14 protein-coding genes are annotated in these 12,300 nt (G+C 51.5%); 11 read left to right on the forward strand and 3 right to left on the reverse strand.

Annotated features, from left to right (window positions below; translation table 11 throughout):
* Positions 1-144: 144 nt before the first annotated feature.
* The 8 genes from BMY60_RS00805 to BMY60_RS00840 all read left to right on the forward strand — a co-directional run bounded on the left by BMY60_RS00805 (position 145) and on the right by BMY60_RS00840 (position 7,321).
* On the forward strand, positions 145-879 hold the full coding sequence (locus BMY60_RS00805; protein WP_256250603.1) for a phosphocholine cytidylyltransferase family protein: 735 nt from the start codon (positions 145-147) through the stop codon (positions 877-879).
* A 15-nt stretch (positions 880-894) separates the two neighbouring features.
* Entirely contained in the window at positions 895-1,338 is a 444-nt protein-coding gene (locus tag BMY60_RS00810) for an HIT family protein (protein WP_090330437.1), read from the forward strand.
* A complete protein-coding gene (locus tag BMY60_RS00815) occupies positions 1,335-2,450 on the forward strand; it encodes a fatty acid desaturase family protein (RefSeq protein WP_090330439.1) in 1,116 nt (371 codons plus the stop codon). Before BMY60_RS00810 ends, BMY60_RS00815 begins: the two co-directional genes overlap by 4 nt.
* A complete protein-coding gene (locus BMY60_RS00820) occupies positions 2,447-3,184 on the forward strand; it encodes a 2,3-bisphosphoglycerate-dependent phosphoglycerate mutase (RefSeq protein WP_090330440.1) in 738 nt (245 codons plus the stop codon). The genes BMY60_RS00815 and BMY60_RS00820 overlap by 4 nt, the downstream gene beginning before the upstream one ends.
* A 33-nt stretch (positions 3,185-3,217) precedes the next feature.
* The gene (locus BMY60_RS00825) at positions 3,218-3,769 is read left to right on the forward strand and encodes a DNA-deoxyinosine glycosylase (protein WP_090330442.1); all 552 of its coding nucleotides are present in this window, start codon (positions 3,218-3,220) and stop codon (positions 3,767-3,769) included.
* Positions 3,766-4,992, forward strand: a complete 1,227-nt coding sequence (locus tag BMY60_RS00830) for a YcjF family protein (RefSeq protein WP_090330444.1) — start codon at positions 3,766-3,768, stop codon at positions 4,990-4,992. Before BMY60_RS00825 ends, BMY60_RS00830 begins: the two co-directional genes overlap by 4 nt.
* Entirely contained in the window at positions 4,993-6,555 is a 1,563-nt protein-coding gene (locus tag BMY60_RS00835; protein ID WP_090330445.1) for a GTPase family protein, read from the forward strand. It abuts the gene before it with no gap.
* Between the two features lie 139 nt (positions 6,556-6,694).
* Positions 6,695-7,321, forward strand: a complete 627-nt coding sequence (locus BMY60_RS00840; protein ID WP_090330447.1) for a hypothetical protein — start codon at positions 6,695-6,697, stop codon at positions 7,319-7,321.
* A 32-nt stretch (positions 7,322-7,353) separates the two neighbouring features.
* Here BMY60_RS00840 and zapD read toward each other — a convergent pair whose 3' ends face one another.
* A complete protein-coding gene (gene zapD / locus BMY60_RS00845; protein ID WP_090330525.1) occupies positions 7,354-8,109 on the reverse strand; it encodes a cell division protein ZapD in 756 nt (251 codons plus the stop codon).
* 173 nt (positions 8,110-8,282) lie between these two features.
* Here zapD and BMY60_RS00850 point away from each other — a divergent pair, with 173 nt between their 5' ends.
* The gene (locus BMY60_RS00850; RefSeq protein WP_090330448.1) at positions 8,283-8,804 is read left to right on the forward strand and encodes a GlcG/HbpS family heme-binding protein; all 522 of its coding nucleotides are present in this window, start codon (positions 8,283-8,285) and stop codon (positions 8,802-8,804) included.
* Positions 8,805-8,822: 18 nt separating this feature from the next.
* On the opposite strand, the gene BMY60_RS00855 is transcribed toward BMY60_RS00850, so the two are convergent.
* Positions 8,823-9,566 carry an EI24 domain-containing protein gene (locus BMY60_RS00855; RefSeq protein ID WP_090330450.1) on the reverse strand — a complete coding sequence of 248 codons (744 nt, stop codon included), beginning with the start codon at positions 9,564-9,566 and terminating at the stop codon, positions 8,823-8,825.
* A 413-nt stretch (positions 9,567-9,979) separates the two neighbouring features.
* On the opposite strand from BMY60_RS00855, the gene BMY60_RS00860 reads away from it, so the two are divergent.
* Positions 9,980-10,372 (forward strand): hypothetical protein, encoded by a 393-nt coding sequence (locus tag BMY60_RS00860; protein ID WP_090330451.1) that lies wholly within the window; start codon positions 9,980-9,982, stop codon positions 10,370-10,372.
* A 512-nt stretch (positions 10,373-10,884) separates the two neighbouring features.
* On the opposite strand, the gene BMY60_RS00865 is transcribed toward BMY60_RS00860, so the two are convergent.
* Positions 10,885-11,460, reverse strand: coding sequence for a hemerythrin domain-containing protein (locus tag BMY60_RS00865; RefSeq protein ID WP_177166524.1), 576 nt, complete (start codon positions 11,458-11,460; stop codon positions 10,885-10,887).
* Positions 11,461-11,676: 216 nt separating this feature from the next.
* On the opposite strand from BMY60_RS00865, the gene BMY60_RS00870 reads away from it, so the two are divergent.
* Entirely contained in the window at positions 11,677-12,285 is a 609-nt protein-coding gene (locus BMY60_RS00870; RefSeq protein WP_090330454.1) for a hypothetical protein, read from the forward strand.
* Positions 12,286-12,300: the final 15 nt, after the last annotated feature.

Below are 12,300 nucleotides of genomic sequence, written 5' to 3' on the forward strand. Positions count from 1 at the left end.
GTACTTTCGCTAGAATCCATGAAAACCAACAGGCATCATAATTCAGGCTGGCCGTTGCTGTTGTTGACCTTTATTTTTCAGCAATCTGCACGCTATTCGGGGTAAAATCACATGCTTTGTAATTAACGACCCGAAATCAAATACGTGAATGTTGTCAAAGCGATTATTCTGAGCGCCGGCCAGGGCCGGCGCTTGCTACCGCTGACCGAAAATTCTCCGAAATGCCTGTTATCCGTTGCCGACAAGCCTGTGCTGGCGTGGCAAATCGACGCGCTGCTCGCCGCTGGCATCGATGACATAGCCATCGTGGCGGGTTTTCAGGTGGGGCAGATAGAAGCGCTGTTGCAGGCGCGTTACGCCGACGTTGATAGCATCAAAGTCGTGTTCAATCCATTTTATGAAGTGGCGGATAATCTGGCCAGTTGCTGGCTGGCGCGCAGCGCCATGGACGGTGATTTTTTGCTGTTGAACGGCGATACGGTCATTGAGCCTGCGCTGCTGTTGCAAGTATTGAATTCACCGTCAGCCCCGATTACACTGAGCGTGGATTTCAAGGAAAGCTATGATGCCGACGACATGAAAGTGCAGCTCGATGCGGATGGCTGGGTCAAACAGGTCAGCAAGATTGTGCCGCCCAAAGAAATCGATGCCGAGTCGATCGGTCTGGTTTTTTTCCGCGAGCAGGGTCCGGTTTATTTCAGTGAGGCGGTCGCGGATGCGCTGCGCCATCCTGCCGAACTGAAATCCTGGTATCTTACCATTATTGATCGGCTTGCCCGCACGCATCTGGTCAATTCGTGTTCTGTAAAAGGGTTTCGCTGGTGTGAAATCGATTTCATCGAAGACCTGGCCAAAGCGGGAATGCTTTTTACGAAGTAATTGCAAGGAGCGAAAATGAATATGCCTGTTTTAAATGACACCATGCGCAAATTCGGTGCGCCGCAGACAGTTATTCATGCGTTCCAGTACTGGAGCGTTATGCTGCGCCCCGCACAGGCCACGCTTGGCGCGCTGGTGCTGGTTGCGCATGAACCGGCCAGAGCGTTTTCGCAGCTCGGTACGGCCAGTTTTGTTGAATTGCACGATGCTGTCAATAAAATTGAAGACACACTGGCCAGGGCATTCCAGTATGACAGAATTAATTACCTGATGCTGATGATGGTCGATCCGGATGTGCATTTTCATGTTATTCCGCGCTATGCGCAACCAAAACAGTTTGCGGATGCACAATTCATCGATGCCGGCTGGCCGGCCGCACCGAATCTGGGCCATGTCAATGAAACCGGCGAACAGACAAACCAACTGATTATCGAACATATTAAAACCTGCTGGGTATGAGAGAAACTGAAACAACCGTAGCCGGTGAAACAGCGGCATCCGCTGCCGGGCCGGAGAACGGTGAGGCATTTCCGTTACGCGAAGCGCACAATCTGGTGAGTGATCTGATGACGCCGAACCCCTGGATTTACTGGACGGATTTTTTGTTGAATATTGTTGTCGGGTGGGCAGCGTTTTTTACCGCGCTGGTGTCGCCCCTGTTTTCACTGTGGCAGATCGTCGCTTATGTGGTTGCTGTACTGGCTTTGTACCGTGCGGCCATTTTTGTGCATGAGCTGGCGCATTTGAAGAAGGGCACGTTCAAAACATTCCGGATCGTTTGGAACTGTTTGTGCGGCATACCTTTCATGATTCCGTCGTTTACGTATGATGGTGTGCATAACGATCACCACAGGCGCGATGTCTACGGCACCCGGGAGGACGGCGAATACCTGCCGTTTGCAACCCGCAGGCCTGTTGAAATGGCGGGGTATGTACTGCTGTCGTTTATCCTGCCGTTGTTGCTGCTGCTGCGTTTTTTGCTGCTGACACCGCTGTCCTATCTGTTTCCACCGTTGCGTAAAATTGTCTGGGAACGCGCTTCGTCGCTGACCATCGATCCGAATTACAGGCGCGCGGCGGATGCCATCCGTAACGATCACAACTGGCGGCAGCAGGAACTTGCGGCATTTCTGTTTGCTTTCGTCATTGTTACGCTGGCGCTGCTGGATGTGATTCCGTATTCGGTGCTGGTGCTCTGGTATCTGGTCGCGGCGATGGTTTTTATCCTGAATTCACTGCGTACGCTGGCGGCGCATGCCTACCGCAATCCGGGCGAAAAATCCATGAGCCACGCCGAACAGTTCCTGGATTCCGTCAACGTGCCCGGCAATCCGCTGATAACGCCGTTGTGGGCACCCGTCGGACTGCGTTTTCATGCCACGCACCATCTGTTCATGAGCATGCCTTATCATAATCTGGGCAAAGCGCAGCGCCGTCTGGTCAACGGACTCGGCGACAATTCGCTTTATCTGACAACCATGCGCAACAGTCTGTGGGATGCATTGAGGCGTATCTGGCAGGAGTCTGCGCAGGCAACGGAATCCCGGGAAAAGGCGCGTCACACCGAATGACGGCGGATTCTTCTTTTGGAGTGCGGGCCGCTCCCGGCATAACACGGCTGGTACTGCTGCGTCATGGTCAGAGTATCTGGAATCGTGACAAGATATTCACCGGCTGGAGCGATGTTGCCTTAAGCCCTGAGGGAGAGCGGGAGGCGGCGCACGCAGGTTATTTGTTGCAACAGGCCGGTTTTACCCTGGATTGCTGTTTCTCATCGACACTGCAGCGCGCATCCGGCACAGCGAAAACGGTGCTGTCCGCGATGGCGCTTGAATTGCCTGTGCAAAAATGCTGGCGTCTGAATGAACGGCATTATGGTGCGCTGGAAGGCATGGGGCGTCTGGCTGCGGTTGGAAAATTCGGGCTTTGGCCGGTGTTGCGCACGCAAATACGCTACGATGGCGAACCGCCACGACTGAAAATGGATGACGCGCGTTTTCCGGGTAATCAGTCTGGTTACGCGGGCATCGATGTCAATGAGCTGCCGCAGGGTGAGAGTCTGAAGCTGGCGGCACAGCGCCTGCAGCCTTACTGGCAGCGTGTTATCCGGCCGGAATTGGCGCGCGGCAGAAACGTTCTGATCGTATCGCACAAAAATCTGCTGCGCACGCTAATGGGACGGCTCGATCATTTGCCGGCGCGGCAAATGATGAAACTGAAACTGGCGACCGGCAGACCGCTGGTCTATGAACTGGATCGGGCATTAGAGCCTGTCCGGCATTACTATATGGATAAAATGCCTTGACCGTTTGCAGTATCCTTTACGCTATATCAGTGTATGAACACACTCTACAGCTTTGCACCGATCGCGCAGCCGAATGCCGAAATTCTGATACTGGGGAGCATGCCGGGGCAGGCGTCGCTTGAAGCGAATCAGTATTACGCGCATCCGCACAATGTTTTCTGGCGCATCATGGGCGAATTACTCGGCTTCGATTCCCGGCGAACGGCCTATTTGGAAAAAACGCGTGCTCTGAAATCAGCGCGTATTGCGCTCTGGGATGTATTGCAATCGTGCAAACGCAAAGGCAGCCTGGATTCCAGTATTGAAACCCGTTCGCAGACAATCAATGATTTTCCGGCTTTCTTCGCAGCATATCCACGGATTCGCGCCGTTTTTTTCAACGGCGCCAAGGCGGAAGACTGTTTCAGGCGTTATGTGCTGAAAAAACACATGCCCGGCTTGCAGCAACAGATGCAGTTCTCGCGTTTGCCATCCACGAGCCCGGCGCATGCCGCGTTGTCATTCGAGGAAAAACGTGCGCAGTGGGTAAACAATATTGCGGGTAGAATTATGAGACACGTATCCGGTAGTGCGATAATCCAATGAAATGGGATAATTTAAAAAACTGGCCGGCCTACTGGGCGCAATTGCGTAAAACATTGCTCGATCCCAAAGTCGATGAGGCGTTGCTGGAAAAATCGCTGCAGGAAGCCCGGGAGAAAATACCGGTGCCGGTGTTATGGCTGATCGGCAAGACGCAGGCGGGCAAGACGTCGATTATCCGGGCGATGACCGGCAGCGAAACGGCTGAAATCGGCAACGGTTTTCAGCCGTGCACGCGGCAGTCGCGTTTTTACGATTTTCCTGCCGAGATGCCGGTGGTGCGGTTTCTCGACACACGCGGTCTCGGTGAAGTGGCTTACGATCCGGCCGATGATATCCGTTATTGCGAATCCAAGGCGCATTTGCTGATCGCCGTGATGAAAGTGGCGGATGTCAGTCAGCAGGCGGTGTTTGATGTGCTGCGTACCGTGCGCGCACGTCATCCAGAATGGCCGCTGTTGATCGTGCAGACGGGATTGCATGAATGTTATCCCATTGGCGGGCGGCATATTCGGCCGTGGCCGTATGATCAGGAGCCATTGCCGGATACGGTGCCTTCCGATCTGAAACGTGCTTTACTGGCGCAACGCCGGGCGGCTGCGGAGTTGCCCGGCCATGCGCCGGTTCGCTGGGTCGCAGTCGATCTGACGCTGCCGGAAGACGGGTTCGACCCGCCCGATTATGGTCTCGAAGCCCTGTGGCAGGCGATTGAAGCGCTGTCATCGCTGGGACTGGAAAATCTGCTGACCGGTGATGAAGGCGTGCATGATTTGTTTGAACGCACCGCGCACCAGCATATCGTCGGTTATTCGACAACGGCGGCGGGACTCGGTGCTTTGCCGGTGGTCGATCTGGTGGCTGTCTCGGCGGTACAGGCAAAGCTGCTGCACAGCCTCGCGGTTTTATATGGCCAGACCTGGGACAAGCGTACGATTACTGAATTTCTCGGATTGATGGGCGCAGGTGTTGCAACCGGTTATCTGGCACGCTGGGCGGGACGTACGGTAACCAAAGTGATTCCGTTTCTGGGGCAGACAGCGGGCGCGTTATGGGGTGCAAGCGCCAGTGGCGCTGCTACTTACGCATTGGGAAAGGCCTCAGTGTATTTTTTTGCCAGAAATCGGAATAACCTGAACGTAGATGCGAAAACAATACGCCGTATTTATGCTGAAGAGCTTGAGCGCGGCGCGGCCATGCTGCGGGACCGGTTGCGGGGTAAGCCCTGAATGAAAATATTGTTTTATGGCATAGACCCGCTCAGGCTGCTGGGTTTTTTTTTATTTATACTGCCGTTTCTTGCGTTGCTGGGTCTGGGCACGGTGTGGCTGTGGCAGCATGGCTATCTGCTGTTCTGGGCGCTGGTGATGCTGATATGCACCGTGCTTGGCTACGGTCTGCAGCAGTTGCTGGTGCGGCGTGACCGCAGACTGCTTGCCGAAGCGGTAACGGAACCGAATCCGGAATGGCCGCTCAGCGCGGATGCAGCATGGGACCAGGTTCAGACGCTGGCACAGGATTGTAAACCGGAAGACTGGCCGCTGGAAAAAGGAGACTGGATTCTGGCATTGGGCCGGCATGCGCTGGAAACCGTTGCGCGTTGTTATCATCCGCAAGTGGACAAACCTCTGCTTGAGCTGACCGTGCCGCATACATTGCTGGTGATCGAGCGCGCCAGCCGCGATCTGCGGCGCGATGTGGCGGGAAACATACCGTTCAGTAATCGTCTCACCGTTGGCGATCTGTTTCGCGTGCAGCGCTGGAAAGACAGAGCGGGACAGGTTTTTGAGGTTTACCGGGCCGGACGGATGATTGTCAATCCGGTCGACGCGTTGCTTGGCGAAGCGTGGCGCCATTTGCGCGAGCGCAGCTTCATGCAGGCGCGCGATGAATTGCACCGCTGGTTCTTGCGTACCTATATCCGCAAAGTCGGTTATTACGCGATCGACCTGTACAGTGGCCGCCTTGTGTTGACCGATGAGGAACCAGTGACATCACGAACCGTACGCACCAGTGCCGACATGCGCCGTATGGATGAAACGGCGGATACGGCAGAGATAGCGGAAGAGCCGCTGCGCATTCTGGTGCTGGGCCGCTCGAACGCCGGCAAATCGAGTTTGATCAACGCACTGTTTGGTAGACTGACAACCGCTGCCGACGTTCTTCCCGACAGTACCGATATGCTAAGGCCGTTTGTACTAGCGCGCGAAGGTCTGACACAGGCTTTAATTTTTGACAGCCCGGGATGCGACAGCGAATATTTTGATAGCAACAAGCTGCACAGTGCTGCCGGAGACGCCGATCTGATTTTGTGGGTCAGTCCGGCCAACCGGCCCGACCGGCAGATCGAACGCGAATGCCTGGACGCTTTGCGCGCATTTTTTTCCAGACAAGAGACACGCCGTCCGCCGCCGCTGCTGATCGTTGCCAGTCAGGTGGACCGGCTGCGCCCGGCAGCTGAATGGAATCCGCCTTACGATCTGGCGCAGCCAAAGAATGCCAAGGCGGCGAGTATTGGCGCGGCCGTACGCGCTGTTGCCAGCGATCTTGCCGTTCCGGTTGAACAGGTCATACCGGCCTGCCTGCTGGAGAATCATGTTTATAATGTAGACGATACGCTATGGGCGGCGATTCTGAATCAACAGGCAGAAGCGCAGCGGGTACGCTTGCTGCGGTGTCTGGATGAAAAGAAAAAAGCGGAAAACTGGGTGTTACTGCGCCGCCAGATGATCAATGCCGGCCGTTTTCTCAAACATCTGCCTGATATGTTGGACAGACGCCGGGGTGACTAGCAGGTTAATCGGCGTTCAGTTAACAATGCAGCTAAAAATGGCATTATCAAATTGAAAGAGCGCTGATTGCATTGCTGGAAAATGTTGGCCGGATTGAAATCCATTCTGTTTAGTACAATTCCCTGTTCTGGAGACCGTCATGCTTAAATTACGAACCTGGGTTGTTTTATTAGTGTTGTATGGTTGCAGTAGTGCGGTCATCGCGAAGAATGGGGTTGAACTCGCGGATGTTCTGGGCACAACCGCGCCCAGCTATGAGAACGGTGTTTTGATAATCCCCCGCGTAGATACGCTTGAGCAGGTTGGCCGGTATCAGGATGCAATCTTTCAGTTTGATCCGCAGTCAAATACCTGGGTTTTGCAGCATGTTACATCGGCGCGATATAATGCGCCGAGAATCTGGTCGGTTGACGTGCGTGTTATTGACGACGCTTTTCCAATACAGGTTTTTCTTCAAGTAACCGGAGACCATGGTTGCGGAGGGCTAGGTCAAATCAACGTGCGGCGCAGTGGCAATCTTTTTGAAGTTCAAATCAGTGAAATTCAATTGGGGCCTGAGATTGGGTGCACTGCGGACATCAAGGAGTTTGTCAGAATCATTCCGCTGAATGTCTATCGCTTGAATGCCGGTGTATATCAATACAGCGTCAATGGCGGCAATCCGGGTACATTCAGCCTGGTGAAAGACAATGTGTTCGACGATGAGTGTGGCGGAGCGATCGATCCGGCCGGTAGCAGGTGTAGTTTGATTGCTTCCGGTCCGTGAATGAATGGCTGGCGGCTTTTAACAATATTACGTTACAAATTGCAGAACGTCAGCTCAAACGCGACATCTTTTTCATACACTTTGACGCGCTGTCCGGATTGTGAAGGGATGAAGCGGATATTCAGCGCATATTTATTGGCGCTGATTTCAGGCACGCATGGGAAGTCTTCGTTGACGCTGACGCGCAGCATATGGGCGTGATAGTCAGAGCCGGGCTGCTGGAATATACCCTGGCGTGCAATATTCTGCGTCGTTTTTCCGCTGCTTCTCAGCAGGTAGAGTACGATGCCGAAGGCATTGCGTACCGGCAGTAGCGGCGCCAGCCATTCGTTAAAGTCCTTGCGGCGCAGCGACGGGTCGAGGTTCAGCCAGTAGTGGTAAGACGGCAGGTCAAATTCGCATACGCCGCCGGGAATACTTGTGCGCTGCTTGATGGTCATCAGCCATTCATTATCGCGCAGATGTTCGCCGACTTTGCCGGATATTTCCAGCATCGACCGAAAAGTGGTTTGGATATTGTCCAGCACGTTATCCAGCGCTGATTCCGAAATATCCGGATTTCTGCGCAGTGCTTCCAGCATTTGTTTTTGACGTTCAAGCTCCTGCAGCAAATCGGTTTTGATGTCCGCGCGGCTAATAATTTCCAGTATTTCAAACAGTGTCATTAACGAAGCCTGATGCTGCATCGGCGAGTCCTTGGCGGAAAAAAAGTCCATTTTTTTGAACAGGTCTTCAAGTTTCAGCAGGGTGCGGATGCGTTCGTTAAGCGGGTGTTCGTAGCTGATCACAATGGGTTTGGAGTTAATCACGATGAAGTTTGAATCTTGCCTTATACTGTGAAAATATACAAATGAAAATTGCCGTCGGTACTTGAAACAAGTGCGGCACTTCAGGGTTGTATTCGTTTCATGAGTCTTTACAATAGGCGTTGACGGTGAATCAGAAACTTAAGAGGAATACGATGATGACGACCAAAAAAATTCAACGGATGGCGTTGGCGGCTACGGCGCTGTTTTTCAGCCTGTTTTCCGGTAGTTCCCTTTCGGAGGAACAGTCTGCAGATCCTGTTTTGACAACCGAATTATCCGCCAGGGCGGCAATGGCGGCGATCAAACAGTGCGAAAGCGATGGTTTCAAGGTCAGTGCCGCTATCGTCGATCATGCCGGCCTGCTTAAAGCGCAGCTAAAAGCCGATGGCGCGGGTCCGCATACGCTGGACAGCAGCCGCCGTAAAGCGTATACGGCAAACAGTTTGCGCGGTCCGACGCAAAGATATGCCGAACTGATTGTCAAAAGCCCTGATTTGCATAGTCTTGCGCATATGAATGAACATATTCTTTTGCTCGGTGGCGGTTTTCCGATCAAAATGGGCGGTGAAGTGGTTGGCGGTATCGGTGTGGGCGGCGCCCCCGGAATAAAATTTGACGAAGTGTGTGCGCGTGCGGCCCTGAAGGTTTTGCAGGCAGACGAACTGTTTGAGTAAGGAGTCGCCTTTAGCTGTTTATGCTGCGTCATTGACGGTTTTTCTGGCTGCCTCAAAGCGGTTTTTTTCCAGGCGCGCCAGTTCATAATGAATAAACGCGAGTGCGGTTAACACTGGCGCAAAAAAATTGACGACCGGAACGTATTGCAGAAAGCCGGTGAGCAGACCGAGCGTCCATAACGGTAATCGGCTGGAGGCGAGCAGTTGCTTGATTTCTGCATGCGTGGCATGTTCAGATAAGGCATCGTAGCGGAACAGCTGTTGATTCAAGAAAGCCGCGGCGATGAACGGTACCATGAGGCCCGCACCGAAAGCCCATAGTGGCAGCGTGATAACCCAGATCAGAATATACATCAACGTTGCATAAAGCGCATTGATGAGGCTGCCTGTGATGGTGCCGCCGCTTTCGCGTTTAAGGCGGGGATAACGTCTTTTTGCAACATGATGGATCAGTGCCGGCATTGAAAAAATAGCGGTGATAATCAGCGTGGTGATGATGACCAGCGGGATAAAAAAAAGGATGTGTATCAGCCATTGCAGGCTGTAAGCCAGCCAGCCGGGTGCCTGATTGTCCAGCCAGTCTCTCATGCCCAGTTCGGCAAAACCCAGAAAAATAAATTCAGCAAAAAAATCCCGGAACAGCCAGCCGATAAGGATCCAAAGCAAGCTGGCCGTTAAAATCGGCCAGACCATGATCCAGATAATTTTCAGTCGCAGTAAATCGCGTGTTGCATTTGCGATCGCACTTAAAATTTGAGACATAGACACCTGCAGGTAATAAAGGCCCGTGCGGCCCGATAAGCTCTGTAGCTATTGTATCAGGCTGTTAAAAAACTATCTGCAGTTAACAGCATGCACCAGGGAAATAACGAACTTTGTATGTCCCGCCAGGTTTGTGATAAAGTCTCATGCAGCCTTTTCATTTGTTGATCTTTTTCGAGTTTTTGACAATTCAGCTTTATCACTGATGGACAGGCTACTTTCATTTTTTTGGCCGTTCGGGCCGGTAATTCAGCTCAATTCTTGAGTTTTGCAAGTTCATCGCTTGGACTTGATTTTCTGCCGCATAAAATACGGTTTAAAAAAGCTGCAATCAGGCAACATGTGTATTTTACTGTTTCGCCGTTCAAGCGGATTAACTGGTTCGACAAATACTGTTAAGGGGAGTGTTTTATATGAGTATGGAAAGTGAAGTTAAGGCGAAGTTCGGAGGGTTCTGGAATTCGCTGGTGATAGTGCTGATTATTATCATTTGTTTGCGGTTTTCCAGTTTGGCACTGGCCGAAGAAGACCTGGGCGAACGGGTGCTGTGTTCGCTGCATCTGTTCCTGAGTTGTATCGGTGCGGGTATTGTGCTTGGCATTTTGCGGATTTTTCTGTCATTTTCAAATGATACCTATACGCGCGCACCGGCATCTGCAAATTTCACATCCGGTCTCCGCTACGGCATTGTGGCTGGCGGAATATTGATTTTGATTGTCGGCATACTGCAGCTGGATAATTTCCTGGGGCCGTTGCAGGTTGTGGTCGATGCGTTATTCGGCAAGTTGTACGCATTATTTGACTGATTGCAGTTTGACAAGTTTTTAGTACATGCCAGGACCGGCAATGCAAAGTAAAAACAGGCGAAGAAGCGGAATTGAGTATCATCAATGAAGATCCAAGCCTGTTTTTTGTTATGGTGTTAGTTCACCTGGATATTGCACCAGTACGCTGGATTTTGACCTGTAATTATGATGCCTGTTGGTTTTCATGGGCCTGACGAAATGCAGTCTGTATCCACGGATCCACTTGCCGGTTTTTAACCCGCCCTGTCTTGAGTTGAGCGCACGTGCTCCCTGTGCCGCAGAATAACTGCGTCTGCGGGCAGGCTCAATTCAGAACAGTTTAGCGTTCAATTCCAGCAGCTGATGCAATAGCCAGGTTAATCAGACAACCTGTTATAGTTATAACGCGAATCGGTGGTCCAGCGGTTCATTGCGTTTGCCCGGAATGGATACCGGACTGACTGTAAAAATCCATCTATGCTGTCTTCGCAGCACAATCACGATATAACTGACTTGCCTGAGTGCTGTTTGTTTTAGGAGGTATCGGCATGTTTGCTTTTTTCCAGATCCAGGATATACCGGTACAAATGATCGTATTCTTTTTTTGACCGATTGTTGAACAAAGGATCGTTCTGCGTCTGAATTTCTTTTTCGATCTCGCGCCACTCGTCCTCATTGAATGCGCTATCCATAAGTGGATAGACATGCTCGTTTTCCTTTTCGAGATGCCGCCTTTGCAGCATAACGTAGTCTCTTGATCGTGTCAGCAGCTCATCCGCCGATACAATGCAGTCTTCAGCAACGTTGTCGAACAGTTCCCGAATTTTCTCTGTTGCTTGAATAATCTCCTGATGTTCGTCCTGGAGCTGCTCAATGAGCTGGCTTTGTTTGACCTTTTTTTTCAAAAGCTTGCTGAATATGATATCTTCGGTTGGATGATGCCATTTGTCAGGATAGGTCTGAATATAGTCTAACGCACTGAGAATGATATCTAAATCCGCGCTGCGTTTGCTGTCGAAATCGTAACAGTCAATTTCATAACTGAAACAATCGAGCAATCTTTGCAAGTGATAATGATCGGTGTGAAGCTGGCGTTGTATTTTATGCATAACAACCTCCATTTAGATTGCCGTTTAATGGCTGAACATGACCATATCAGATAGATAGAGCATGCAGTCGAATTTGTTGCGGCGTGTCAAATATACCGCTCTTTTCTACAATCCAGCTGCCTGCATCCGTCATTTGCGTATAATACGTAAATGTATTCGCCGGAAATATAAACCAACTCTAACAAAATTCCACTAACCTTGGACAGATTTTTTTTCATGAAAGTTTTTTCCCGGTTTCAAATCTGTATTTACGTAGTTCTGATGCTGCTTCTCAACCAGTCATTGCAGGCTTTTCAGGACCGTGATGCCATGAATTCCGAAGACTTGCTGATCAGTTACATAGAAAAAAACAAACATGTACGGCCACCCGGTCAGGAGTTGAAAATTGATATTTACCAGGATGGCTACGTGCTGGTTGCTTTGCCGGAGATCATGAGAGGCGGCGGTTACTATCATACGGTGCTGGAACAGGAAAAGCTGGATGCATTGTGGAGTTTGTTGACCGACAAAAAAATACTGGCATTTGATGCGCAACATGTACGCGAGATGCTGCGCAAAGAACGGCGGCTATTGAAGGAATCGGGCGCGGTGGTGACCAGTGTATCCGATACGGCGGATATTATGATTGAATTCTATCCGAACCGGTACCAGCCACAGGGACTTGCGGGCGAGGATCGGGACGTTATCCGGCGTATTGCGTGGAGCGGTCTCAGATGGGATGCTGAGCAGTATCCGCACATTGAGTCCATTCGATTGCTGTCAGAAATACAGCATGAACTGTTGATGATTTTCGATCGTGACGATCTGCAGCCGGTCGATCCGTGAGGCATGCAGCAAAAG

This window comes from Nitrosomonas sp. Nm51, assembly GCF_900111165.1.
Classification (GTDB): domain Bacteria; phylum Pseudomonadota; class Gammaproteobacteria; order Burkholderiales; family Nitrosomonadaceae; genus Nitrosomonas.